This is a genomic window from Streptomyces sp. A5-4 (assembly GCF_051131715.1).
Taxonomy (GTDB): Bacteria; Actinomycetota; Actinomycetes; order Streptomycetales; family Streptomycetaceae; genus Streptomyces.
The window spans coordinates 5275081-5298904 of the sequence record NZ_CP178591.1; the positions used below are offsets into that span (position 1 = coordinate 5275081).

23 protein-coding genes are annotated in these 23824 nt (G+C 70.9%); 12 read left to right on the forward strand and 11 right to left on the reverse strand.

Going from position 1 to position 23824, the window contains the following annotated elements:
• Positions 1–42 precede the first annotated feature (42 nt).
• Positions 43–1605, forward strand: coding sequence for an ABC transporter substrate-binding protein (locus tag ACLLJJ_RS24660; RefSeq protein ID WP_434595463.1), 1563 nt, complete (start codon positions 43–45; stop codon positions 1603–1605).
• Between the two features lie 492 nt (positions 1606–2097).
• On the opposite strand, the gene ACLLJJ_RS24665 is transcribed toward ACLLJJ_RS24660, so the two are convergent.
• Complete coding sequence (locus ACLLJJ_RS24665; protein WP_434595466.1) at positions 2098–2793, reverse strand: TetR/AcrR family transcriptional regulator; 696 nt, start codon at positions 2791–2793, stop codon at positions 2098–2100.
• Positions 2794–2830: 37 nt separating this feature from the next.
• Positions 2831–4924 carry a DUF4132 domain-containing protein gene (locus ACLLJJ_RS24670; RefSeq protein ID WP_434595469.1) on the reverse strand — a complete coding sequence of 698 codons (2094 nt, stop codon included), beginning with the start codon at positions 4922–4924 and terminating at the stop codon, positions 2831–2833.
• A 432-nt stretch (positions 4925–5356) separates the two neighbouring features.
• On the opposite strand from ACLLJJ_RS24670, the gene ACLLJJ_RS24675 reads away from it, so the two are divergent.
• Complete coding sequence (locus ACLLJJ_RS24675; RefSeq protein WP_434595471.1) at positions 5357–5482, forward strand: hypothetical protein; 126 nt, start codon at positions 5357–5359, stop codon at positions 5480–5482.
• Here ACLLJJ_RS24675 and ACLLJJ_RS24680 read toward each other — a convergent pair.
• The 6 genes from ACLLJJ_RS24680 to ACLLJJ_RS24705 form a co-directional block, all read right to left on the reverse strand.
• Entirely contained in the window at positions 5472–5990 is a 519-nt protein-coding gene (locus ACLLJJ_RS24680; RefSeq protein ID WP_434595472.1) for a hypothetical protein, read from the reverse strand. The two genes, ACLLJJ_RS24675 and ACLLJJ_RS24680, sit on opposite strands and share 11 nt — an antisense overlap.
• A gap of 153 nt (positions 5991–6143) precedes the next feature.
• Positions 6144–6911 (reverse strand): succinate dehydrogenase iron-sulfur subunit, encoded by a 768-nt coding sequence (locus ACLLJJ_RS24685; RefSeq protein WP_434595474.1) that lies wholly within the window; start codon positions 6909–6911, stop codon positions 6144–6146.
• A complete protein-coding gene (gene sdhA / locus ACLLJJ_RS24690; protein WP_434595476.1) occupies positions 6911–8665 on the reverse strand; it encodes a succinate dehydrogenase flavoprotein subunit in 1755 nt (584 codons plus the stop codon). Before sdhA ends, ACLLJJ_RS24685 begins: the two co-directional genes overlap by 1 nt.
• 25 nt (positions 8666–8690) lie before the next feature.
• Positions 8691–9170, reverse strand: a complete 480-nt coding sequence (locus tag ACLLJJ_RS24695; protein ID WP_434595478.1) for a succinate dehydrogenase hydrophobic membrane anchor subunit — start codon at positions 9168–9170, stop codon at positions 8691–8693.
• Positions 9171–9175: 5 nt separating this feature from the next.
• Complete coding sequence (gene sdhC, locus ACLLJJ_RS24700) at positions 9176–9556, reverse strand: succinate dehydrogenase, cytochrome b556 subunit (protein WP_078621033.1); 381 nt, start codon at positions 9554–9556, stop codon at positions 9176–9178.
• A 181-nt stretch (positions 9557–9737) separates the two neighbouring features.
• Positions 9738–10316: a 2-oxo-4-hydroxy-4-carboxy-5-ureidoimidazoline decarboxylase gene (locus tag ACLLJJ_RS24705; protein WP_434600509.1), complete on the reverse strand. Its 579-nt coding sequence runs from the start codon at positions 10314–10316 to the stop codon at positions 9738–9740.
• A gap of 516 nt (positions 10317–10832) precedes the next feature.
• Between ACLLJJ_RS24705 and ACLLJJ_RS24710 the strand changes: the two genes are divergently transcribed.
• From ACLLJJ_RS24710 to ACLLJJ_RS24720, 3 genes are all read left to right on the forward strand, one after another.
• Positions 10833–11507, forward strand: a complete 675-nt coding sequence (locus ACLLJJ_RS24710) for a DUF4328 domain-containing protein (protein WP_434595480.1) — start codon at positions 10833–10835, stop codon at positions 11505–11507.
• A 74-nt stretch (positions 11508–11581) separates the two neighbouring features.
• Positions 11582–12088 carry a hypothetical protein gene (locus ACLLJJ_RS24715; RefSeq protein WP_434595482.1) on the forward strand — a complete coding sequence of 169 codons (507 nt, stop codon included), beginning with the start codon at positions 11582–11584 and terminating at the stop codon, positions 12086–12088.
• Positions 12089–12223: 135 nt separating this feature from the next.
• Positions 12224–12811 carry a hypothetical protein gene (locus ACLLJJ_RS24720; RefSeq protein ID WP_434595483.1) on the forward strand — a complete coding sequence of 196 codons (588 nt, stop codon included), beginning with the start codon at positions 12224–12226 and terminating at the stop codon, positions 12809–12811.
• Positions 12812–12821: 10 nt separating this feature from the next.
• On the opposite strand, the gene ACLLJJ_RS24725 is transcribed toward ACLLJJ_RS24720, so the two are convergent.
• Positions 12822–13319: a DUF1877 family protein gene (locus ACLLJJ_RS24725; protein ID WP_434595485.1), complete on the reverse strand. Its 498-nt coding sequence runs from the start codon at positions 13317–13319 to the stop codon at positions 12822–12824.
• 391 nt (positions 13320–13710) lie between these two features.
• On the opposite strand from ACLLJJ_RS24725, the gene ACLLJJ_RS24730 reads away from it, so the two are divergent.
• From ACLLJJ_RS24730 to ACLLJJ_RS24740, 3 genes are all read left to right on the forward strand, one after another.
• The gene (locus tag ACLLJJ_RS24730) at positions 13711–15474 is read left to right on the forward strand and encodes an FG-GAP-like repeat-containing protein (protein ID WP_434595487.1); all 1764 of its coding nucleotides are present in this window, start codon (positions 13711–13713) and stop codon (positions 15472–15474) included.
• A 131-nt stretch (positions 15475–15605) separates the two neighbouring features.
• Positions 15606–16232: an RNA polymerase sigma factor gene (locus ACLLJJ_RS24735; RefSeq protein WP_434595489.1), complete on the forward strand. Its 627-nt coding sequence runs from the start codon at positions 15606–15608 to the stop codon at positions 16230–16232.
• Positions 16229–17218 (forward strand): hypothetical protein, encoded by a 990-nt coding sequence (locus ACLLJJ_RS24740; RefSeq protein ID WP_434595490.1) that lies wholly within the window; start codon positions 16229–16231, stop codon positions 17216–17218. The genes ACLLJJ_RS24735 and ACLLJJ_RS24740 overlap by 4 nt, the downstream gene beginning before the upstream one ends.
• Before the next feature lie 39 nt (positions 17219–17257).
• Here the strand turns inward: ACLLJJ_RS24740 and ACLLJJ_RS24745 are convergent, their stop codons facing one another.
• On the reverse strand, positions 17258–17554 hold the full coding sequence (locus tag ACLLJJ_RS24745; protein ID WP_434595492.1) for a hypothetical protein: 297 nt from the start codon (positions 17552–17554) through the stop codon (positions 17258–17260).
• Positions 17555–17975: 421 nt separating this feature from the next.
• Here ACLLJJ_RS24745 and ACLLJJ_RS24750 point away from each other — a divergent pair, with 421 nt between their 5' ends.
• From ACLLJJ_RS24750 to ACLLJJ_RS24760, 3 genes are all read left to right on the forward strand, one after another.
• Positions 17976–18671 (forward strand): hypothetical protein, encoded by a 696-nt coding sequence (locus ACLLJJ_RS24750; protein WP_434595494.1) that lies wholly within the window; start codon positions 17976–17978, stop codon positions 18669–18671.
• 335 nt (positions 18672–19006) lie between these two features.
• Entirely contained in the window at positions 19007–19777 is a 771-nt protein-coding gene (locus tag ACLLJJ_RS24755) for an RNA polymerase sigma factor (protein ID WP_434600510.1), read from the forward strand.
• Positions 19777–20829, forward strand: coding sequence for a hypothetical protein (locus ACLLJJ_RS24760; protein WP_434595495.1), 1053 nt, complete (start codon positions 19777–19779; stop codon positions 20827–20829). Before ACLLJJ_RS24755 ends, ACLLJJ_RS24760 begins: the two co-directional genes overlap by 1 nt.
• 220 nt (positions 20830–21049) lie before the next feature.
• On the opposite strand, the gene ACLLJJ_RS24765 is transcribed toward ACLLJJ_RS24760, so the two are convergent.
• Complete coding sequence (locus tag ACLLJJ_RS24765; protein WP_434595497.1) at positions 21050–22114, reverse strand: L,D-transpeptidase family protein; 1065 nt, start codon at positions 22112–22114, stop codon at positions 21050–21052.
• Between the two features lie 106 nt (positions 22115–22220).
• Between ACLLJJ_RS24765 and ACLLJJ_RS24770 the strand changes: the two genes are divergently transcribed.
• Entirely contained in the window at positions 22221–23819 is a 1599-nt protein-coding gene (locus ACLLJJ_RS24770; protein WP_434595499.1) for an acyl-CoA mutase large subunit family protein, read from the forward strand.
• Positions 23820–23824: the final 5 nt, after the last annotated feature.

Sequence of the window (23824 nt, forward strand, 5' to 3'; positions counted from 1 at the left end):
CGCACGTCGGCCGGGGGTGGGGCGACGGAGAGAGCGCGGCAGATGCGGTCGATCCGGGTTCGGATTCTGGCAACGTGCGTCATAGTTCTGGCAGCCGGAGTAGGTGGCTGGCAACTGCTGCCGACCAGCGGCGACACACCCGGGGCCATCACGGTCGGGACGACGGACGATGTGTCCGGCCTCGACCCCGCCGGGTCGTACGACGCCGGTTCCTGGTCGCTCTACAGCAACCTGTACCAGTCGCTGCTGACCTTCGAACCGGGCTCCGCCGTGCCGGTCCCCGACGCCGCGAGCAACTGCCGATTCCTCGGCGAGAAGCTCCGGACGTACCAGTGCGAGCTGCGCGAGGGCCTGACCTTCTCCAACGGCGACGCGCTCACCGCGCAGGACGTCAAGTACTCCTTCGACCGGATGCGGACGGTCGACGTCGGGGACGCGTTCAGCCCCAAGTCCCTGTTCGAGTCACTGGCATCGGTCAAGGCCGGCGGGAACAGGATCACCTTCACCCTCCGCACCGGCGACGCCACCTTCCCGTTCAAGGTGGCCACCGGTGCGGGCGCGATCGTCGACCGCACCGAGTACTCGGCGAAGCAACTGCGCACCGGAGACACGGTGGTGGCATCGGGCCCGTACGTCCTCAAGCAGTACAAGGCCGGTGTCAGTGCCCGGCTGGAGCCCAATCCCAAGTACCAGGGAGCGGTGAAGAAGGCCGGAACGCCCATCGAGATCCGGTACTACAAGGAGGCCGAGCAGCTCAACGCGGCGTGGAAGGCCAAGAAGATCGACGTCACGCACCGGCAGATGCCGCCGGAGGTGCTGGCGGAGCTCGGGCCCGGTGACCGCGATGTGCGCATCAGCGAGAGCGAGGGCTCCGAGATCCGCAACCTCGTCTTCAACATGCGCGAGAGCTCGCCGATGTCCAGCCGCTCGGTGCGGCAGGCCGCGGCCTGGCTGATCGACCGCAACAAGATCGCCTCCGAGGTCTACCACGGCACCGTCGAGCCGCTGTATTCGCTGATACCGCAGGGCGTCACGGGCCACAGCACGCCGTACTTCGACGCGTACCCCAATCCCGACCGGACGCGCGCGGCGCGGCTCCTGCAGAACGCGGGCGTCCAGACCCCGGTCAGGATCACCCTGGGCTACTCGCTGGGCGGCGCGACCAGGCCGGAGGCTGCCGAGCTGCGCAAGCAGCTCCAGGTGGGCGGCCTCTTCGAGGTCGAGCTGGAGGAAAAGGCCGACTGGCAGGACTTCCAGGAGGGTTACGCCACCGGCGCGTTCGACGCGTACGCGGTCGGCTGGCTCCCGGACTTCCCCGACCCGGACAACTTCAGCCAGCCACTGGTGGGACGCGGTAGCAGTCTCTCGAACGGTTACGAGAGCGAGCGCATCGAGGAACTGATCCTCGCCACGCAGGAGTTCAGCGACCGGGGCCGTACGGCGCGCGACTTCAAGGAGCTCCAGGAGACGGTGGCGCAGGATGTGCCGCTGGTGCCGCTGTGGCAGACGAAGGACTTCGTCCTGACGGACGACGATGTCCGGGGCGGGCAGTCGCTGTCCGACGGGACGGGCGTGTGGCGGCTCTGGGAGCTGGGCTGGTTGTAGGGGGAGTGGGGGGTGCGGGTACGGGCGGGCGCCGCTGCGCGGGCCTGATCCCCGACCCTCCCCTTCCCGAACGGGGGCAAGCCCCCGCCCCCGGGGACGCCCTGCGGGTCAGGCCCTCCGGGACGCCCTGCGGGCCCGGCGCCCGGGACGCCCCCGGGGACGCCCTGCGGGCGTGTCCTCAAGCGCCGGACGGGCTGAATTCCTTCCGGATGCTGCGGTTGTCACAGCCGTCCGGCGTTTGAGGACCGGGACCGGGGTGTATGGCGGTCCCGTGCTCTCTCACACCGCCATTTCAGCGGTCCGGGGTTCGAGGACCAGAATCGGCGCGTGGGGCGGCCCCGGGTTCTCTCGCCCCGCCATTCCAGCCCGTCCGGCGTTTGAGGACCGGGGTCTGGGGTGGAGCCCCAGTTTCGGGAAGGGGCGGGTAGGGGACTGCGCCGCAGGCAACCCGCCCACGCACCCGCACCTTGCCCCCCGCCCAACCACCCGCACCTACCCCCCCGCCACACCCCCCGGCGCGAACTCCACCAGCAATTCATGCACCTGCCGAACCAACGGCCGCAGCGCCCGGAACCGCGACACCGCGATCGCCCGCGCGGCCAACGGCGCGACCCGCTCCACCAGCCGGCGGCTGCGGCCGGAGCCCTCCGAGCGGTCGTACACCCAGAACAGCACGAGCCCCATCTGCATCAGCCACATCAACTGCGGCAATTCTTTGGCCAGTTCTGGATCCGCCTTGGTCGTCGACCCGGCCAGCACCTGCTCCTGGAGCGAGATCGACGCGTCGCGCGCCGGCGTGGACTCCGTGGAGAAGGGGCTGAGCGGACTCTCGGGATCGGCGGCGTTCTTGAAGAACTGCCCCGCGAACCGGTGGTACGGCTCCGCCACGTCCAGCCACACCAGCAGCACCCCGCGGATGCGCGCCGCCAGTTCGTCCTCGGCGGCCAGGACCGGCACGACCGCTGACCGGTGCTCGCTGGTGAGCCGGTCGTAGAAGCCCTGGACCAGGTGCTCCTTGGACGAGAAGTAGTAGTAGGCGTTGCCCACGGAGACCCCCGCCTCCTGGGCGATGGCCCGCATGGTCGTCCTGTCGTACCCGTTCTCCTGGAAGAGCCGGAGCGCGGTCTCCAGAATCAGGGCGCGGGTCTGCTCGCTCTTGGGGGCCTTCGCTTCCTTCGCTTCCTTCACAAGAGCCGAGCCTAATCGCGCGGCCGTCGCCCCCGCGTCAGCCCGCCCGGCGCACCGGGCCGGTGATCGTCCGGTCCGCGATCCGGTTGTCGTCGGCCAGCAGGAAGGCCTTCGACAGGATCACCGAGAGCAGCCCGCCGTCCTCCTCGAAGGGCAGGAACACCGCTTCCCGGCCCGGAGTGGGGTCCGCCACGATGCGCAGATGGGCGTCGTCCGGCTCCAGCAGGATGTTGCCCGAGCCGAGATGGATCCGGTACGTCCGCAACTCGCCCCGGACCCGCAGCCAGCGGCCCGTCAGCTCCGTGCGGTCCGCGATCCGGGTGCGCGGCAGCAGCAGCGCCAGCGCCTCCCGGCGGATCCGCGCGGACTCGCTGAGCTCGCCGAACGCCCAGTCGTGCCAGTACGTGTCGTACACCCGGTCCCAGTCCTGCTCCTGGCCCCGGTCCCGGTCGAGGTCCTCGCCGCGCCCCTGCCACTGCGGATCCGCGCCGATCGACGCCGCCCCGATGAACAGGTCCACGTCCCGCGCGGCCTCCGACCCGGCCCGCTCGGGTACGTCGGTGAGCCGGGCCGGCTCCCACGCGCCCCGCGGCCCGCGGCGCCGCTCGAAGCACAGCGGGCCGGTGGAGCAGAGCGCGGCCAGGCCGCCGTCGGACTGCTGCTGGTCGACCAGGGCGAGGGTGAACCCGGCCCGCCAGGACTCGCCGTCCGAGGGGTGCAGCTCCCCGGGGCGCGGCAGCTCGCGCAGCATCCGGGTCTCCTGCCCCTCGCTGAAGTAGCCGAGCTGCGGTCCGGCCCAACCGCGCTCCACCATCAGTGCTCTCGCCCGCGGGTAGTGCAGGATGTGCCCGGCGAAGCGCTCCGAACGCGTGCCGGTGTCCCGCTCCGCCGGGGTGAGCCGGTGGACCTCGCGGAACACCTGCGGGAAGGGCTGGCGCAGCTCCCGGCCGACCAGCTCCGCCCGCCACTCACCGGTGTCGTCGGGCGACGCCCGCACCGGGTGCCACAGCCGCAGCAGCGCCCCGTCCGCGACCGGGACCGCGATGCCGTCCGGGCCGGCCAGCGCCCAGCCGCCGCCCGTGCGCTCGGGCAGCCCCGCCGTCCAGCCGGCGCCGCCGTCCGTGCTGATCTCCCAGACCAGGGTGCGGGCGAGCGACCCGGTCACCGGATGGTCGATGTAGTACGGCTCCCAGTCCGCCCGGTCCCACCGGGTGCCTGCCGTCAGATGCTCCTCCAGGCGCCCGCGCTCGACGGGCAGCAGCGCGCGCAGCTGCTTCAACGCCTCCCGCATCACGGCCAGTTCCTGCCCGTGCTCGTCGCGCACCGGCTTGGGGGCCGACCTCAGGACGCGCCCCTGCGGGCCCCGGAAGCCGAGCGACGCGGCGCCGGGTGCGCTGATCGACAACGCCGCCGTGTACGCGCCGAGCGGCTCGTCCCTGATGCCCCGCGCGTCGATCCCGAACGTGGGCACGGCACGCTCCCTGATCGTCGAGGGCGTCAGCCCGCTGCGCTCGGCGACGGCCTCCAGGGACTTGGCGACGCCCTTCAGTACAGTCTTGTTGCGCACGGTGCCCTTCAGCCGCCCGAGCGCCTGCGCGGCCTGCGTGCCCTGGGCCCCGTCGAACTCCCCGAGGACCCCGACCGCGCTGGTCGCGATCCTGCCGTTGCGACAGGTCCCGCCCGAACCGTCCAGGCCCGTGGCCGCGTTGAGCGCCACGCCACCGACCGTGGGCACCACCCACTCCGCGCCGAGGTCGGCGGCGGCCCACAGCAGCCCGCGCACCAGCGTCTCGTTGGCCTCGCTCGCGATGCCGGGCGCGCGCACTTCGCCCGCCACCGGCGACAGCTCGGTCACCGGGTGTTCCCGCTGCCCCGCCATCCCGTCGAGCAGCACCCGGACGATCTCCGCCCCGCGCTCCGCGCCCGCCAGCAGGGCGGCGGCCTCCCGGCGCCACCGCTTGGTGGCCCGCACCTTGCTCTGCGTCGCGCAGTGCGCGAGGAAGGCGGCCGTGCCCGGCGAGGCGAGCAGCCCGGCGTGCGCGGCGCGCATGGCCGGACCGAAGTCGTCGTACGCGTCGAGCAGCTCCGCCGGGAACCCCTTGCCCCGCAGGCCGTCCGTCGTCGTCCCCATCGTGACCGTCCCCTCCCCGTCCCTCTGTCTTGAAGGTAGGCCCATCCACTGACATCCGGATCACACGGTCACCACGGCCTTACCTCTGGAGCCATTGAACCGCCGAACCCCCGGCACCGCCGCCGTCCCCACGCAGGCCACGCCGACCAGCACGGCGGAGAGCCCGAGCGGGACGCCGGGACCCCAGGCGGAGGCGGCGAGCGGCGCCAGCGCGTACCCCAGGGGCATCGCGGCGAGCGAGAGCAGCCAGTCGTACGACGTGACGCGGGCCAGGGCGTTCGCCGGAATCGCGGACTGGCCCCCGCGTCGGTCACCGGCCGCCTGGACGCCCTGGAGCGCCGGAGCCTCGTCCGCCGCACCCCGTCCACCACCGACCGCCGCCGGGTGGACGTGGAGCTGACGGAGCCCGGCCGGGCGGCCTGGCTGGGCGCGATGGACGTCGTGGGCCACGAGGAACAGCGCCTGCTCGGCGTCCTGTCGGAGGCCGAGCGCGGCCTGCTCAACGGCCTGCTCCGCCGCGTCATGCTGGTCGCGGAGGAGAGCGGCGTCACACGCTGAGCGAGCGGGCGTAGTTGACCTGTCCCATCACCTGGTGGATGGACTCGGGCCCGAACGCCGGGAGCATGGCGGAGTGCTGCCGCCCGCCGCTGACCACCGTGACGTGGATGTACCCCGTCGTCTGCTTCTCCTTCATCAGCAGGAAAAGCAGGCCGAGCAGGCAGGCGAAGGAGAAGACGATGGCCAGCACGATCGCGACCGTCGGGATCTTCTCCTCGGTGCGCGACATGTCGGTGACCGTCCAGATCGCGCCCTTGAGCGGCATCGTCCCCGACGGCGTCACGATCGAGTCGGGCATCACCGTGATGTCGCCGAGCGCCGTCAGCGGTACGCCGTATCTGGGCTGCCTGTCGTACGGCAGAGGCAGCCCGGGGAGCGTCGGCTGCTGCGGTGGAGAGGCTTGGCCCGGCGCGTGGTTCGGGTATCCGTAACCGGGATACGGCCCCCACTGGTATTCGCCGTTCGGATCCCCGTCCGCCGCGTACGGGTTGGGATTCTGGTCGCTCATGGTGCCCGCGCTCCCCTCGCCGTTCAACTGCGCCCACCGCGCACCGTCGCACTCGGCAGCACGGCGCCGCACACCATTTTGGCATAAAAAAGGCCCGCCGCCCGGACGAACCGGACGGCGGGGCCTTCGTGCGCGTACGACCTGCGGGAGCGGTCAGAAGCGACGCGTGATCAGCGCGCGCTTGACCTCCTGGATCGCCTTGGTGATCTCGATGCCACGCGGGCACGCGTCCGTGCAGTTGAACGTCGTGCGGCAACGCCACACGCCGTCCTTGTCGTTGAGGATCTCAAGACGCTGCTCGCCGCCCTCGTCGCGCGAGTCGAAGATGAAGCGGTGCGCGTTGACGATCGCCGCCGGGCCGAAGTACTGCCCGTCGTTCCAGAACACCGGGCACGAGGACGTGCACGCGGCGCACAGGATGCACTTCGTCGTGTCGTCGAACCGCTCGCGGTCCTCCGCGCTCTGCAGACGCTCACGCGTCGGCTCGTTGCCCTTCGTGATCAGGAACGGCATCACGTCGCGGAAAGCCTGGAAGAACGGGTCCATGTCGACCACGAGGTCCTTGAGGACCGTGAGGCCCTTGATGGCCTCGACCGTGATCGGCTTGTGCGGGTTGAGGTCCTTGATCAGCGTCTTGCAGGCGAGCCTGTTCTTGCCGTTGATCCGCATCGCGTCGGATCCGCAGATGCCGTGCGCGCACGAGCGGCGGAACGTCAGCGTGCCGTCGACATCCCACTTGATCTTGTGCAGCGCGTCGAGGACCCGCTCCTTGGGGTCGATCTCGATCTCGAAGTCCTGCCACTCGAAGTCCGCGGAGACCTCGGGGTTGAAGCGGCGGATCCGGAAAGTGACCGTGATGTACGGAGAGGCGGACGAGGCGGGCTTCGCGTCGTCGACCTTGTCCAGGGTCGGGGTAGCCATCAGTACTTACGCTCCATCGGCTGGTAGCGGGTCTGGACAACCGGCTTGTAGTCGAGCCGGATCGACTCGGTGCCGTCGTCGCCGACCTCGCGGTACGCCATGGTGTGGCGCATGAAGTTGACGTCGTCGCGGTTCGGGAAGTCCTCGCGGTAGTGACCGCCGCGGGACTCCTTGCGCGCGAGCGCGGACACGGCCATGACCTCGGCCAGGTCGAGCAGGTTGCCCAGCTCGACAGCCTCGAGCAGGTCCGTGTTGAACCGGCGGCCCTTGTCCTGGATGGAGATGTTGCGGTAGCGGGCGCGCAGCTCGCCGAGCTTCTCCACCGCGGTCTTGATCGTCTGCTCGGTGCGGAACACCATCACATTGGCGTCCATGCACTCCTGCATCTCCTTGCGGAGAACGGCGACGCGCTCATTGCCGGTGGAGTTGCGCAGGTGCTCGATCTGGGCGACGACGAGCGACGCCGGGTCCTCCGGCAGGTCGACGTAGTCGGCCGTCGCGCTGTACTCGGCGGCGGCGATGCCCGCCCGCTTGCCGAACACATTGATGTCGAGCAGCGAGTTCGTACCCAGCCGGTTGGCGCCGTGCACCGAGACGCACGCGACCTCGCCGGCCGCGTACAGACCCGGCACGACGGTGGTGTTGTCCGAGAGCACCTCACCCTGGACGTTGGTCGGGATGCCGCCCATGGCGTAGTGCGCGGTGGGCTGGATCGGGATCGGGTCCGTGTACGGCTCGATGCCCAGGTAGGTACGCGCGAACTCGGTGATGTCCGGGAGCTTGGCGTCCAGCTGCTCCGGCGGCAGGTGGGTGAGGTCCAGGAAGACGTGGTCGCCCTCGGGACCGCAGCCGCGGCCCTCGCGGATCTCCGTGTAGATGGAGCGCGAGACGACGTCACGCGACGCGAGGTCCTTCATGACCGGCGCGTACTTCTCCATGAAGCGCTCGCCGTCCTTGTTGCGGAGGATGCCGCCCTCACCACGGGCGCCCTCCGTCAGCAGGATGCCCATGCGCCAGATGCCCGTCGGGTGGAACTGGAAGAACTCCATGTCCTCCAGCGGCAGCCCACGGCGGTACGCCGCGGCCTGGCCGTCACCGGTCAGGGTGTGCGCGTTCGACGTCACCTTGAAGAACTTGCCGGTGCCGCCGGAGGCGAAGATGATCGCCTTCGCCTGGAAGATGTGGATCTCACCGGTCGCCAGCTCGTAGGCGACGACGCCCGAAGCCTTCTTGACCCCGTCGACCTCCTGCATCAGCAGGTCCAGGACGTAGAACTCGTTGTAGAACTCCACGCCCTCCTTGACGCAGTTCTGGTACAGCGTCTGGAGGATCATGTGACCGGTGCGGTCCGACGCGTAGCAGGACCGGCGGACCGGGGCCTCACCGTGGTTGCGGGAGTGACCGCCGAAGCGCCGCTGGTCGATGGTGCCTTCCGGCGTGCGGTTGAACGGCAGGCCCATCTTCTCCAGATCGAGGACCGAGTCGATGGCCTCCTTCGCCAAAATCTCGGCGGCGTCCTGGTCGACCAGGTAGTCGCCGCCCTTGATCGTGTCGAAGGTGTGCCACTCCCAGTTGTCCTCCTCCACGTTCGCGAGCGCGGCGGCCATGCCGCCCTGCGCGGCGCCCGTGTGGGACCTGGTGGGGTACAGCTTCGTCAGAACGGCCGTGCGGCTGCGCTTCGTCGACTCGATGGCCGCGCGCATGCCCGCGCCACCGGCGCCGACGATGACGGTGTCGTACTTGTGGATCTTCATGGGTGGTTTACCTCAGCCCCGGGGCCTAGCGGATGTTCGGGTCGAAGGTGAAGATCACCAGCGTGCCCAGAAGGACGGTGAACACCGTGGCGGTGTACAGCAGCATCTTCAGCCAGAAGCGGGTGCCCGGCCGTTCCGCGTAGTCGTTGATGACGGTGCGCAGGCCGTTGCCGCCGTGCAGCATGGCGAGCCACAGCATGACGAGGTCCCAGGCCTGCCAGAACGGCGAGGCCCAGCGGCCCGCCACGAAGGCGAAGCCGATCTTGGACACGCCGCCGTCCAGCACAAGCTGGATCAGCAGGTGACCGAGGACGAGGACGACCAGTACAACACCGGACAGCCGCATGAACAGCCACGCGTACAGCTCGAAGTTGCTACGGGTGGACTTCGGCGTCTTCTTGGTGCGCGCGCGGGGCGCCTCGATGAGAGGCGCCGGGTTGTCCACGTCGTACAGGCTCGCGCCCTCGACGGGTCCCACGGCGGACGAAGTGGTCTCAGCGGACATTTGCCTCAGCTCCCGAAGACTTCGCGTACGGCGTGGCCGAGGACGGGGTACAGCGCGCCGACCATCAGGACGATCCAGATGCCCATCACGGTCCAGAGCATCTGCTTCTGGTAGCGCGGGCCCTTGGACCAGAAGTCCACGGCGATGACCCGCAGGCCATTGAGCGCGTGGAACAGGATGGCGGCGACGAGGCCGTACTCGAGCAGAGCTACGAGAGGGGTCTTGTAGGTGGCCACGACATCGTCATACGCCTCGGGAGAGACGCGGACGAGAGCGGTGTCGAGGACGTGTACGAACAGGAAGAAGAAGATGAGGACGCCGGTGACTCGATGAGCCACCCAGGACCACATACCTTCCCGGCCGCGATACAGCGTTCCAGCCGGCACGGAAAAACCCTCCGGGAGCGGGGATTGGGGCCATGCCGGCTTCGATGTCGGTCTGGCCCGGCCGGGTACGGTCCACCGGCCCTGGCCATCGTAGCGACGACTTGTCGGTTCGTTCGCGCCGGGTCCGCAGGTGTGATCAAAGTGGCAATCAAACAGCCTCGGACGGGCTATCGGGGCGGTCCTAGTGGCCTGTATTGCAGGAGGAAACGGGAGAATCGCCCACTTCCTGATGATTGGCTACGAGATGGGCGATCCGCCCGCGTGCCAGCCTGCGCAGTTCGTCGGCGGCGACGGATCTCTCCTCGTCCGGTTCGTTGCCCAGCCGGGACCGGATTCCCGCCAGCACCTGGTTCAGGTGCTCCTCGGGGCGGAGCCCGTCCAGGGAGATGACGAAGGCGTGGCCGAAGCTCGACTCGTACGCCGCGTGGGCGGCGCGCAGCGCGGTCTGCGCGCTGGCGGGTGCGCCCTCGCGCAGCCCGGCGGAGGACTCGTCGGCCAGCGCGGCGCCGATCTCGTCCACGGAGAGGTCGTACGCCGCCTCGTCGGCCGCGGCGAGCAGCGATTCGAGATCGGGGTACGGGCGGTGCGCGACGAGCCGCTGCGCCCAGCGGCGGCTGCCGCAGCAGGCGAGCAGGGCGGCTTCGGCCGCGCCGACCGGCGCGGCGTTGAAGTGGCCGAGCCCTGCGGCGGTGGTCTCCCGGCTCTGGTGGGGCAGGGACGGACGGGCCGCGGCGGGGTGCCCGGGGGGGAGTGTCGGCAGACGCTTCGGAGGGCCGGCGCGGAATTCGCTGGACAGCGTGAGCTCCTCGAAATGTGACCGACGAGAACCGACGAGAGGCGTGAGGTGGATGGGTCGCAACGCTATCGGCGGTCCGAGACCACCACGCCAAGGATGAATGAATTTCACCCGGACGGGAGAGTTCCGGCACGCATAGTGGACGTTTTCGGTAGCGCGGCGCGGCGCCGGCAGGTCGCACCTGTCGCCCGATGAGCCCTCCTCGATGGCCTGACCTGCAGCTTTTTGATGGACGGGCGGGGCTGGGCGGCGTATCTTCCCCAGGCGGCCGCGCAGGAGTGGCCGTGAGCTGTACGGCGCCTCTGGGGAGGGGCGCCTTCGTCGTACTGGGGGGTCCGCTCAGCCATGCTGTGCACCAATTGTCAGCTGAACACCGCCACCAGAAGCGGGGAGCCCTGCGACCGGTGTGTCGCCGCCGGTCGCGCCTCACCGCCGCCACGCGCGCGTGCCACGGCAGTGCCCGGGGCCCATGCCGGACCGGTGGCGGGCCTGCGCTCGCCGGTCGGGCTGTCGTACGCCGTCGTGGCCCTGCTGGGCGCCGTGATCGCGGTCGATCTGTTGTCGATCTTCGTCTCGCTCCGGGTGCGGAGCCTGATGGGCGACGTCATCGTGGGGAACTTCGTCAGTGACGCGGCGCTGGAGGGCGTCGACTCGCTGACGCTCGTCGCGACGGTGCTGTTCTACGGCTCGGTGGTCGCGAGCGCCGTCGTCTTCGTCGTCTGGTTCTTCCGGGTGCGGCGCAACGCCGAGATCTTCGCGCCCGACCTCCAGCGCAGAGGCGCCGGCTGGGCGATCGGGGCCTGGTTCGTCCCGATCGGCAACCTGTGGCTCCCGCGCGGGATCGCCACCGACATCCTGGCGGCGAGCAGGCGGGACCCGTACGGACTCGGGAAGTCGAAGGGTGAGTCGGGCGCCGTGCTCGACGTGTGGTGGACGATGTGGGTCGCGTCGATGCTCTTCAACCGCTGGTCCTGGACGACGTACCGCGATGCAGACACCGCGCAGGAGTTGGGCGAGGCCGCCGACGTGGCCGTCATCGGCGAGCTCATAAACATCACCGCCGCCGTGTTCGCGATCCTCTTCGTCCGGATGCTGACGCGCATGCAGCAGCTCAAGGCCGCGCCCCGGCCGGCGGAACGTCCCGTACTCAACTGATTCCGCCCCGGCGCGACTTCCCCGGGGCAGAATGCGACGGGCAGTGTGAAGTCGAACACGTGGGGGAGCGGGGCATGGGTTTCTGGGGCTATTTCGTGGTGGGCAGGAGCAAGCGCCCGCTCGTGGAGCTGGACGCGCTCGCGGAGGTGCGCGACGACCTGGCCCTCCACGAGACGCGTGCGGACGGCTGGCAGATTTGGGCGCATCCCAGCGAGCCGCAGGTCGGTGACATGGGGGCGCTCGCGCGCGGGGTGTGCGGCGAGACGGGCACGCCCGCGCTGTTCGCCTTCGTCATGGACAGCGACTGCGTGGTCGTGGAGGCGACGACCTCGGCGACGGCCGCCGGATCCTGGTTCGGCTGCCTGGGACCGGCGGCGATGGCCGCGTTCCTCGGCGCCGACGGGCTGCGGCTGGAGGATCTCTTCCTGTCGCCCGAGGGCGCCGGGGCGAAGGCGGTCCAGTGGGCCGCGGCGACCGGCAGGACCGTGCCGGAGCAGCCACTGCTCGACGTGCTGCGCGCGGAGGCCGATCCGCTGGCCGAGGAGCTCTTCGCGCTCTTCCTCGACCGGCTGGGTCTGTAACCGGCCGGGACCGCCGGCCGGCCCGGTAACCGGAAGGGGTGCATCCGGCTCGGACTGTGACGTAATCAAGCCACATTACGCAGTCGGAGATGAAGGCCCGCACGGCGCGGGCCTCGCTGTGCCGAAGGAGTCTTCGTGAGCCTGGTGGAATTGATCGGCCGTGCCGACGACCGGAGCCTGGCCGCGAGCGCCGTCGCGTGCCTGGACCGCTGCCTGCCCCTGCTGGAGTACGTCGACGGGGCCGACCGCCTCGGCCTCGACATGGACCTGGCGCTGCGGCCCCTGTGGTCCGCGGTCGAGGGCGACGACGCATGGCTCGGCCGGCTGCGCAGGGTCGCCGCCGTCGTGGAGCGCGTCGCCGGGCACGCCCCCGGCGAACTGGCCGGATTCGCCCGCCGGATGGCCGCCGCGGTCCCCGCCGCCTACACCGGGCCCGAGCTGCGTGCCTGGGCCGAGGAGTGCTCGACCGCGGTGCTCGAAGTCCATCTGCGGCTGGACGGGGCGGCGGAGCTCGGCGACGGGGTGCGCGCGAAGGCGTACCTGAACGGTGAGACCGACGGCATCACCCCGCTCACGGCGGGCGAACTGCGCCGTCAGACGGAGCTGCTGGAGATGCTCGCGGACGACTCGGGCTGCGGCCTCAGCAACGCGCTGCGGCTGTCGAACGAGGGCAAGCGGGTGCTGCGCGCGGCGGCCTCGCGCCGGGCGCGCAGCCAGGGCTGACCCGGGGCCGTCAAACCAGCAGCCACTTCACGACCGCACGCCCCTCGTCCGAGGTCCGTGTGTAGAAGGCGGTGAGCCGTTGGTGGACGAGCGTGAAGTGGCTCCGCAGTTCCGCCTCGGTGAAGAGCAGCCCGTGCGGCGCCATCAGGTCCTCGCACGCGGTGGACCACAGCGTCTCGAACGACACGGCGCAGAGGTACGCGGCTGCCGCCGACACCTGCGCGGGGATGAGGACGACGAACGGCGGCAGGCCCTCACCGGGTAAGGGCACCGGTCGGCCGCCGAGCACGAGCAGGGTCTCCGGGGCGCTGGTGGACGGGGAGTGCCGTGCGCCCACGTACAGCCGGTGGACATCGAGGTAGTCCTCGGCCAGAACGGTTTCCGTCTTCGCCTCGCACCTGGAGCGGACCGCTTTCCAGTCGTCCGCGAAGAGGGTCCGCAGCCGGTCGGGATCGGTGCTCAGTTCGGCCGATGACACCGAACGCAGGTGGAAATGGGGGATGGTCATGACTGCCTCCGGCGGACGCGGGTGGTGTGGCCGGGGGTCGGTCTGCGGGTGTGTGGCTCGTGCGGGCTCAAATGACCCACCCTTCCTGGGAGTTCGCCTGCGGCACGCCTCTCGCAGAGGTGGCCTGCCTAACCCAGCGCACCGCGGCCTTGAAACGTCACACATGGGGTCCGGGAACGTCGGCGCACGAAATGCCGCCGCGTGTTCGCCGCTCGTTCCCCGCTCGTATCCCCGTGGACCCGCGGTCGTTTATCCCTACTGTTTCTCTGGCCCCAGTTGTAAGATTCGTGATCACTACGGGGTTGGTTCGCCGCGTCGCCCATCGGGCCCTTGCCGCGAGCCCTGCGACCCGTTCCGGAATCAGGTCCCTGGGGGGATTTTGTCTTTCGCCATGCCCAACCACTCCGGCAGATCCAGATCGCGCTCCAGGCGCGCCCGGCGCATCGCCGCCTGCACCGCGCTCGCACTCTCCGCCGGCATGCTGCTGTCCGCCCCGGCCGCGGCCGACGGCGCCGATGACAAGGCGCCGCACGCGGCGATCGGGCAGACACGACCGGACGCCACGCCGCAGCCGACCATGGTGCTGCCCAAGCGCGCCGCGAAGCGCGACGCGTTCACGGGGGGCGTGGGCGCGGCGGGTGTCGCGAAGCCCCGTACCGATATCGACGGTGACGGGTACAGCGACCTCTTCTACCGGACCATGAACGGAGAACTGAACGTCAAGTCCTCCGGTGGCGCCGAAGACCACGTCTACACGATCAACGGCGACTCCGGGTCCCACAAGGACATCATCGCGCCCGGTGACCTGGACGGCGAGGGCACTCCGGAATTCCTGACGCTCTCTCCGAGCGGCAAGCTCTCGCTCTTCCAGAGCTCGGGCACGGACAACACCGGCGTCGCGACCTGGTCCGGCACGGGCTGGCAGATCTACAACAAGGTCTTCTCGGCCGGCGACCTGAACGGCGACGGCAGGGGCGACGTGCTCGCCAGGACGCCCGCCGGCGAGCTGTACCTGTACGTGACCAACGGCGCCGTCGAGTCCAACCCGTTCAGTACGCGCGTCAAAGTGGGCACCGGCTGGGGGCAGTTCGACCAGCTTGTCGGCGCGAACGACACCAACGGGGACGGGATCGGTGACGTCTTCGCCCGGACCACCAACGGTGAGCTGCACTTCTACGCCGGTACCGGGAACCCGGCCGCCCCGCTGAAGCCGCGGGTCCTGGTGGGCAGCGGCTGGGGCCAGTTCAACCAGCTCGTCGCTGTCGACGACTGGGACACCGACGGCGTCGCCGACCTCGCGGCCCGCACGCCCGCCGGCGACCTGTACTGGTACCGGTCCGACGGTACGGGCAAGTTCAACCCGAAGCAGCTGTTCGGCTCGGGCTGGCTGGTGTCGCTGCTGGTCGGGTCGGGCGGCAACCCGCACTTCGGGAAGAGCGACGTCCTCGGCCTCGACACCCGGGGAACGCTCTTCTGGTACTGGGGGAAGACCAACGGCCTGCTGAGCCCCCGTCAGCAGATCAGCGACGTGGGTGGCTGGAGCGGCGCCAAGATCGTAAACGCGTCCTCGCTCGACAAGGACGGCTGGGGCGATCTGCTGGAGGTGTACGACAACAAGCTCTACAACTACGGCATCGAAAACAGCACCTACTACGTCATTGGCAGCGGCTGGAGCCAGTACAACTCCATCATCGGCCCCGGTGACCTGAGCGGCGACGGCAAGGGCGACCTGCTGACGCGCGACGGCTCCGGCAGGCTCTATCTCCAGCGCGGCAACGGCGCGGGCACCGCGTTCGCGGCCCGCGTCAACGTCGGTTCCGGCTGGGGTCAGTACAACAAGCTGGTCGGCGCCGGTGACCTCACCGGTGACGGCCTGGCCGACGTCCTCGCCCGCACCTCGGGCGGCACGCTGTACCTGTATGCCGGGACGGGCAACTCCTCCTCGCCCTTCAAGGCGCGGAAGTCGATCGGCACGGGCTGGAAGCAGTACACCAAGCTGGCCGCCCCCGGTGACATCAACGGCGACGGCCGCGCGGACCTCCTCGCGGCCAACTCCGCCGGTGAGCTGTTCAGTTACACCTCCAAGGGCACGGGCCAGTTCGCCGCGAAGGTGAAGCTGGGCACCGGCTGGAACACTTACCGCGAGCTGCACTGACACCGACCGGCAGCAGTGCCGGCAGCAGTGCCGGGCTCCCCGCCCCCGATCCGAGGGCGGGGAGCCGCTTCCGCCCAGGGGAAACGGGCGGGGCACGGCGGCCGGCGCGACGTCAGTACGAAGAGGTAAGCGTGGGCAGGGGCGGGGAGCGGCGTCGTACACAGGAGTACGACGTGGAGCTGGGCGCCGCCGTGGAGCGGGCCCAGCAGGGGGACGAGGACGGGTTCGCCGCGGCGTACCGGATGGTGCATCCGGGGCTGCTCGGGTATGTGCGGGGGCTGGTGGGGGAGGACGCCGAGGACGTCGCGTCGGAGTCATGGCTGGAGATCGCCCGGGACCTGGGGAGGTTCCGCGGTGACGGGGCGGGATTCCGCGGCTGGACGGCGACGATCGCCCGGCACCGGGCGCTCGATCATCTGCGCAAGAAGCAGCGGAGGCCTCGTACTGTGCTGATCGAGCACGACGTACTGGAGTTGCCCGGCGGGCAGGACACCGCGGGCGAGGCGCTCGAATCGCTGTCGACCGACCGGGCGCTGGCGATGATCGCCACCCTGCCGCGCGAACAGGCGGAGGCGGTGCTGCTGCGGGTCGTCGTCGGCCTCGACGGCCCCGCGACGGCCCGGGTGCTGGGCAAGCGCGGGGGGTCCGTGCGCACGTCGGCGCACCGTGGACTCAGAAGGCTGGCCGAAGAGTTGTCCGCGGGCCGGGTGGGTACTGTGACATGTACGGCGTCGCGCACGCTGAAAGATGAGACATGAGACGCCAGCGGGAACAGGAAGCAGCGCAGGAGCGGGTGACGCCGGAGGTCGAGGCGTTGCTTGCCGCTGTACGACGCCCTCCCGGCGCGGGTGCCGAGGCAGCGGCCGAGGCGGCGCTCGTCGCCTTCCGCGCGGCGCGCGACGCCGGTACGCACGCCGTCCCCTCGGGGCGCTGGTGGCGCAGGCGCCGCCGGGACGGCTGGCGCCCTTCGCGCCGGCGCGGGGCGCTGCCCCTGAAGGTGGTGCTCGGCTCGCTCGCCGCGACGGTGACGCTGGGCGGAGTGGCGCTGGCCGCGCGGACGGGGGCGATCCCGGCGCCGTTCGGCATCAGTGGCGGCCCGGACGGCGACCGGCCGGATGGCGGTCCGTCCAGCAGCGCGCCCGTGACACCCGGGGAGCAGACGGGGTACCCGGAGGTTCCTGCGTCGCTGCGGCCTCCGGCCGGGGGCGACCGCACACCCGCGGGGTCCGCGCTGCCGCCCGGGAGCGGTGAGGACGGGCGCAGGGCCAAGGAGAAGGCGCTCTGCCGCGCTTACCTGGCGGCCCGGGGTGACGGGCGCGAACGCAAGGACTTCGAGCGGCTCGAAGCGGCCGAAGGCGGCAGGAAGGGCGCGGAGGCGTACTGCGGGCAGTTGGTGAAGCGGGGCGAGCAGGGCGGACAGCGGGACCCGGCGGGCAAGAAGCCCCCGAAGGCCTCGAAGTCGCCGAAGGCGTCCGAGTCCCCGAAGGCGTCCAAGTCCCCGAAGGCCAAGGAGACGAGGGCGGGGACGGGGAAGAGCGACGCCAAGGACGAAGACGGGGGCGAGGGCAAGGACGAGGCCGGGCACAAGTCGAAGCACAAGGCCAAAGAGGAGAGCAAGCACAAGGCGAAAGAGAAGTCGAAAGAAAAGCACAGGGAGAAGGGGCCGGCTCATCCCACAAGGGATAACGGCCCGCGCACGCCGCAGGACGACCGAGGGCGCCCCCCTGGCTGGATTAAGCCGTAGAGGCCTCTGAACAGCGGTGACGCCCGGCCGGTCGGATCCCTAGCGGGTGATCAGGTTGAACACCGGATAGATCTTCGGCTGTGTGTCCGGGACGCCGAGCTCCTGCAGGATCGGCATGATGATTTCACCGAACTGCTGGAATGCCTCTTCGGATTCCCACACGTCGACGATGAACCAGCCGTCCGATGTGGGGGCGCAAGCATGCGAGATGAGGCCGGGCACCGGCCAGTCGGCGGGGCTCGCGATCGGGCCGGGGCGGCCCGACATCTTCTCCAGGCCCTGCTCGTACTGGGCCTGGGTCATCCCCGGCGTGTCGAAGACCACGACGATCGGCATGTTGGGCTCCCTTTCGGACGGTACAGAGTCCGGCCCAGTCGGCCACCGTGGCGAGCCGTGCGCGTGTTGGTCTGAGCCGTACGGAGCACGCCCCGTACCTGACGACGCGGGGCAGACTCCGGGCGCCGTCAGCGGCTGAGGTGCTGCACGGCTGCCGATGTCCATGAGGCCCACGGCCTCGGGGCCGCGCACACGATCGCAGCGCGACCGCATGGGAAAACACCTGCTTTCACTCGCTGAGATCTGCGATTCTCCTTGAGGTCTCTGGACATGACGACGGGAAGGCGTGGGGATGAGCGGCAGCGGGGGTGGGGCTCCGTGGAACCCCAACGGAGGACAACCGCCGATACCAGGTCCGCCTGTCGCGGCGCGCCGCCTGCCCTTCGGGCGTCTCTTCAATCCGATCGCGGTGGGGCGTGCGGTGTTCACGCCGTCCCGGCCGGACCGGGTGAACGACCCGGTGGTGAAGAGGGTGCAGGTCCTGCGGACGGTCGTCGGCCTGGTCGCTGTCACGTGGGTGTCGTTGTCGTACGGGCTGGCAGCGGACGCCGACGCCGTGGTGGATGACCGCTTCGACCAGATCCGAACCACCCTCATCGTGCTGGGGGTCACGTGCCCGATCGCCCTCGCCGCGTTCATCGCGGCGGCCCGTCCGCCCAACCGGCGCCTGTTCCTGCGCCGCGTGGGCAAGCCCGCCGGGGCGCTGCTCGCGCTGGTCGTCGCGCTCGCTGTGCCGAGACTGATCACGGGACTGGGCTACGTGGACGAGAACACGAACTGGACGGCGTCGGGAGGGCGGGTCGCGCTGCTGTTCGCGCTGGGCGCCTTTCTGCTGTGGCTCGCCCCCTTTGTCCTCTACGGCATCGCGCAGGCACTCGTTCACGTCTTCCGCGCAGCCGACCTCCACGAGACGGTTCCACCGCTGCTCGCGACGCTGCTCGTCTGGGAACTCGCCCTCTTCGACGTATTTCGGGGTGCCTACGACGGGGTGCCGGTCGGAGTACGGGCCGCCTTCATCCTGGGAGCCCCGCTGACCGTCACCGCCGTGGCGATGTGGGAGCTGCGGCGGCTGCGCACGCGGCACGGCCTCACCCTGCGTGCGGCGCTGCTCCGCTGAACCGTCGCGCCGGAGGTCGCCCCTTGGGCGCGCCGCTCCTGGCCGCTGTCCGCCCCGGGCGCCGACTTGCCTGTTCGGGGCGCGCAGAACGCGAAAGACGACCGGGGTCGCCACCCCCCACAGGAGTGACCCCGGCCGCCGTCCGTGCGGACCGTGCGACGGCCCGTACTCCACTCAGCGCCATGGATGCGTTTTCTGTCACACCGCGCTGAGTCAGCAGGCCGTTGCAGGTTGTACAAGTTGTGGACGGGGCCCTGTCGGACGTCGTAGCGTGCGGGTTCGCGCAGGGCTGCGCGGTGGTGGTGACCAGCGGCGACTGGGGACAGGTTGAGGGAGTGCTGGGGGACGACGCGGAGCTGACCATCGCGGTGCTCGCGGCGCAGGACGGGAACGAAGACGCCTTCCGTGCTGTGTACCGCTCCGTGCACCCGCGGTTGCTCGGCTACATACGCACACTGGTGGGGGACTCGGAGGCGGAGGACGTCGCCTCGGAGTCCTGGCTCCAGATAGCCCGCGACCTCGAAAGGTTCAGCGGCGACGCCGACCGCTTCCGGGGCTGGGCCGCGCGCATCGCGCGCAACCGCGCACTCGACCACATCCGGATGCGGGGCAGGCGCCCCGCCGTCGGCGGCGACGACACGGAGCTGGCCGGGCGGCCGGGCGAGTCGGACACCGCGGGCGAGGCGATGGAAGCGCTCTCCACCGGCCGCACGCTCGCCCTCATCGCCCAGCTTCCGCAGGACCAGGCCGAGGCGGTCGTCCTGCGCGTGGTCGTCGGGCTCGACGCGAAGAGCGCGGCGGAGACCCTGGGCAAGCGCCCCGGCGCGGTACGGACCGCGGCGCACCGCGGGCTGAAGAAACTGGCCGAACTGCTGGCCGCGGAGCTCTCCCAGGACACTGTCCCGCCGGGCACGGTCCCCCCGTTCGGCCTCGGCGGCCCTTCGGCTGCCGGGAGCGGCGACGGAGCGGGCGGCGATACCGTGGCGGGCGCGATGGACGAGCGGCCGGAACTGGGCGCCGTACCGTCGCAGCGCGGCCGGATACAGGGCTGGGTGACGTCTGCCGGTGTGACGCATTCGCGCGTGCGGACGCAGAAGGACATGTGATGGCCGACGAGCGTGACGACTGGCTCGACCAGGACGCGGCGGAGCGACTGCTGCGCGGCGAGCCGGTCGAGTCTGCCGACGATCACGTACGGGCCCGCGCCGAGTGCCTCTCCGCCGCCCTGGACGAGCTGGCCCGCGCGGGCGACCCGGAGCCGGGCGCCGCCACCGGACTTCCCGGTGAGGCCGCCGCACTGGCGGCCTTCCGCAACGCCCGAGCGGCGTTTCCCGACACGCTCCCCTCCGTACGGATCGGGGCCGCCCCCGCCCGGGTCGCGGTGACCGCCGGCCGCAAAGGGCCCGCGCCCGCGCGCTGGGGGCGAGCCGCACGGTTCGGCCTGGTCGCCGCGTTCGCCGGGGTCGCGCTCGGCGGCGTCGCGAGCGGCACGGGTCTGCTGCCGGCGCCCTTCGGCCTGGGCGCCGATCCGACGCCCGCGTCCTCCGTCTCGGCCGGCGCGACCCCCGAACCGCTCGTCTCCGAGGCGCCCACCGATGCCCCGGCCGCCCCCGGGCCCGTCCCGCCGTCCACCCGCGTCCCCGAGGGTGGGAACGCGACGGCGGGCCACGGTCGGGGAGGCACGGACGGCACGCACGCGCCGACCCCGCCGTCGGCCGACGACCCGGCCCCCGGTGCGGGCACCCGGGAGCCGGAACGGGAATCGACCACCAGCGCCCCCCAGGACACCGGCGGCAACGATGACGACAGCGGAAAGGCCACCTGGCACCGCAGGACGGTCCAGGCCTGCCGCGACTACCGCAGCGGCGACCTCGCCCCCGAGCGCAAACGCCGCCTGGACACGGCGGCCAGGGGATCCCACCGGGTGGCCCGCTTCTGCGACCGGCTGCTGGACGGCCCGGACACCCGGTCGGGCGACGGTGGCCAGGGCGGCGGCCACGGTGAGGGTGACGGCGGCGACGACGGCAACGCGGACGGCGGCGGTGGCGAGGACGGCGGCGGCCAGGGCGCGCCCGGCGCGGGCGGTCCGCTCGCCCCCCAGGCCCCCCACGCCCCGGAGCGCGCGGTGTCCAATGCCGCGTCCGCTGTCCGAAGCTGAACCTGACCTGCGCTTTTTCCCTCGCTTCGGCAGGGTGTGACGTTTTTTGCGCCGGTGACGCAGTAGAGAGTGAGCCGACTGGTCATCGGCCGCGCGACGAGCCGGGGTTCCCCCCGTACCTTCGGCTCCGCGCACAAGGCGCGGGCGGGAACGTTCCCCCGATCCCGTCCGCGCCCACTCCACTTCGGCCGCTTCAGGCCGGCCTCCGCCCGGTCCCGCCTCACCCGTACACGACGACCTTGTCGCCGTTGCGTACCTGGGCGAACAGGCTCGCGATCTTCCCCTGGTCCCGGACGTTGATGCAGCCGTGCGACGCACCGTTGTAACCGCGGGCCGCGAAATCCGCCGAGTAGTGCACCGCCTGACCGCCGCTGAAGAACAGGGCGTACGGCATGGGGGTGTCGTACAGCGTCGAGACGTGGTGCCGGGATTTCCAGTACACCTTGAACGTCCCCTCCCGGGTGGGGGTGTACTGCGATCCGAGCCGCACGTCCATCGCGGAGACGACCCGCCCGTCGATCATCCAGGCCAGCGTGCGGCTGTTCTTGCTTATGCACAGGACCCGGCCCTCCATGCAGCGCGGATCGGGCTTCGCGACCGTTTCGGTCGTCGGCGGGTGCAGCTCGGAGCGGGTCGGCTCGTCGGTCAGGGCCAGGAGCCGCTGCCAGGTGACGGTGTCCGTGCCGCCCGTACGGGCCAGGCCGCGTGCGCCCTGGAACGAGGAGACCGCGGCGGCGGTGACCGTGCCGTAGTAGCCGGTGGAGCTGCGGTCGAAGTGGCCGGTCTGCCGGAGCCTGGCCTGCAGCTCCCGCACCTGGGTGCCCTCCGAGCCGCTCGCCAGCAGCGTCCTGGGTGCGGCCCTCCTGGACGGCGTGGCCGACGGCTTGACGCTCGACGGCGACACGGCCGGGGACGTGTGGGTCGGCGAGGCCGGTCGCGGCGCCGTGGAGGGCGCGCTCACGCGCTTGTGTCCCGGCGCGGGGGCCTTCGTGCCCCCGGGTCCGGCCTGCGCCCCGGCGCGCGGGCCGGTGGGAGTGGCGCCTGCCCCCTCGGTCCGCACTGTGCACCCCGTGGTCACTGTCACGGCCACCACCGCGGTCGCCGCGAGGGCTCTGCGTATGACCACCGCCCGAGGACCCGCCCTGTTCTGCTCCTGGCCCTGGTCCTGCCCCGACTCCGGCTTCTGTCGACTGGTCCGGCCACCCCGGCCCTCCCGCCCGTCTTCGCTGTTCCGGTTGATCGGTTCGGTCCGGTTTTTCCGGTTGATCCGGCTGTACTGGTGCATTTCCGCCCCCGGTGTCTCGTCCGTCCCCAGGGACTGTTCCCCGTTCTGCCCGGTCGCGAAAGCCCGCGCATGATGGAAACCCAGTGGCTACCGGGAGGTAATGGAGATGGCGCGCGAGTCGGACGGCGGTCGGCTGAACGAGAGCGGCCTGCCCATCGAGCCCGTGTACGGGCCGGAAGCGCTGGCGGACTGGGACCCGGCGGAGAAGCTGGGGGAGCCCGGCGCGTACCCCTTCACGCGGGGCGTGTACCCGTCGATGTACACCGGGCGGCCGTGGACGATGCGCCAGTACGCGGGCTTCGGCACCGCCACCGAGTCCAACGCCCGCTACCGGCAGCTGATCGCCCACGGCACGACGGGCCTGTCCGTCGCCTTCGACCTGCCGACCCAGATGGGCCACGACAGCGACGCGGAGATCGCGAGCGGCGAGGTCGGCAAGGTCGGCGTCGCGATCGACTCGGTCGAGGACATGCGGGTCCTGTTCGAGGGGATCCCCCTCGGCGAGGTGTCCACGTCGATGACCATCAACGCGCCCGCGGCCCTGCTGCTGTTGATGTACCAGCTGGTCGGCGAGGAGCAGGGCGTGCCGGCCGAGCGGCTCACCGGCACCATCCAGAACGACGTGCTGAAGGAGTACATCGCGCGCGGCACCTACATCTTTCCGCCCCGGCCCTCGCTGCGTCTGATCGCGGACATCTTCAAGTACTGCCGGGCCGAGATCCCCAGGTGGAACACCATCTCGATCTCCGGCTACCACATGGCGGAGGCCGGGGCCACGCCCGCACAGGAGATCGCTTTCACCCTCGCCGACGGCATCGAGTACGTCCGTACCGCCGTCGCCGCGGGCATGGACGTCGACGACTTCGCGCCCCGTCTCTCCTTCTTCTTCGTCTCGCGTACGACGATCCTCGAAGAGGTCGCCAAGTTCCGCGCCGCACGCCGGATCTGGGCCCGCGTGATGCGCGAGGAGTTCGGCGCGCGGAACCCGAAGTCGTGGATGCTGCGCTTCCACACGCAGACCGCGGGGGTGCAACTCACCGCCCAGCAGCCCGAGGTGAACCTGGTGCGCGTCGCCGTGCAGGGACTGGCCGCGGTCCTCGGCGGCACGCAGTCCCTGCACACCAACTCCTTCGACGAGGCCATCGCACTGCCCACCGACAAGAGCGCCCGCCTGGCGCTGCGGACCCAGCAGGTCCTCGCGTACGAGACGGATGTGACGGCCACCGTCGATCCGTTCGCGGGCTCCTACGTCGTCGAGACGATGACCGACCAGGTCGAGGCCGCCGCCGTCGACCTCATGACGCGTATCGAAGACATGGGCGGCGCGGTCGGGGCGATCGAACGAGGCTTCCAGAAGGGCGAGATCGAGCGCAGCGCCTACGCCGTCGCGCAGGAGACCGACAGCGGTGAGCGCGTCGTGGTCGGCGTCAACCGCTACCGGATGGACGAGGAGGACCCGTACGAGCCGCTGCGCGTCGACCCGGCGATCGAGGCGCGGCAGGCGGCCAGGCTGGCGAAGTTGCGCGCCGAACGCGACCAGGGGGCGGTGGACGCGGCGCTCGGGGCGCTGCGGGAGGCGGCGCGGGGCACGGAGAACGTCCTCTACCCGATGAAGGAAGCGCTCGGGGCCCGCGCCACGGTCGGCGAGGTCTGCGACGCGCTGCGCGAGGTGTGGGGCGCGTACGTGCCCACCGACGCGTTCTGAGCCGG

What these genes read in the sequence shown, in the direction of transcription:
- ACLLJJ_RS24660 (WP_434595463.1), top strand. Translation starts at nt 43, where the DNA reads ATGCGGTCGATCCGGGTTCGGATTCTGGCAACGTGCGTCATAGTTCTG.
- ACLLJJ_RS24670 (WP_434595469.1), bottom strand. Translation starts at nt 4,924, where the DNA reads ATGGGGACGACGACGGACGGCCTGCGGGGCAAGGGGTTCCCGGCGGAG.
- ACLLJJ_RS24675 (WP_434595471.1), top strand. Translation starts at nt 5,357, where the DNA reads ATGGACGTCGTGGGCCACGAGGAACAGCGCCTGCTCGGCGTCCTGTCG.
- ACLLJJ_RS24680 (WP_434595472.1), bottom strand. Translation starts at nt 5,990, where the DNA reads ATGAGCGACCAGAATCCCAACCCGTACGCGGCGGACGGGGATCCGAAC.
- ACLLJJ_RS24685 (WP_434595474.1), bottom strand. Translation starts at nt 6,911, where the DNA reads ATGGCTACCCCGACCCTGGACAAGGTCGACGACGCGAAGCCCGCCTCG.
- sdhA (WP_434595476.1), bottom strand. Translation starts at nt 8,665, where the DNA reads ATGAAGATCCACAAGTACGACACCGTCATCGTCGGCGCCGGTGGCGCG.
- ACLLJJ_RS24695 (WP_434595478.1), bottom strand. Translation starts at nt 9,170, where the DNA reads ATGTCCGCTGAGACCACTTCGTCCGCCGTGGGACCCGTCGAGGGCGCG.
- ACLLJJ_RS24715 (WP_434595482.1), top strand. Translation starts at nt 11,582, where the DNA reads ATGGGTTTCTGGGGCTATTTCGTGGTGGGCAGGAGCAAGCGCCCGCTC.
- ACLLJJ_RS24725 (WP_434595485.1), bottom strand. Translation starts at nt 13,319, where the DNA reads ATGACCATCCCCCATTTCCACCTGCGTTCGGTGTCATCGGCCGAACTG.
- ACLLJJ_RS24730 (WP_434595487.1), top strand. Translation starts at nt 13,711, where the DNA reads ATGCCCAACCACTCCGGCAGATCCAGATCGCGCTCCAGGCGCGCCCGG.
- ACLLJJ_RS24740 (WP_434595490.1), top strand. Translation starts at nt 16,229, where the DNA reads ATGAGACGCCAGCGGGAACAGGAAGCAGCGCAGGAGCGGGTGACGCCG.
- ACLLJJ_RS24745 (WP_434595492.1), bottom strand. Translation starts at nt 17,554, where the DNA reads ATGCCGATCGTCGTGGTCTTCGACACGCCGGGGATGACCCAGGCCCAG.
- ACLLJJ_RS24760 (WP_434595495.1), top strand. Translation starts at nt 19,777, where the DNA reads ATGGCCGACGAGCGTGACGACTGGCTCGACCAGGACGCGGCGGAGCGA.
- ACLLJJ_RS24765 (WP_434595497.1), bottom strand. Translation starts at nt 22,114, where the DNA reads ATGCACCAGTACAGCCGGATCAACCGGAAAAACCGGACCGAACCGATC.
- ACLLJJ_RS24770 (WP_434595499.1), top strand. Translation starts at nt 22,221, where the DNA reads ATGGCGCGCGAGTCGGACGGCGGTCGGCTGAACGAGAGCGGCCTGCCC.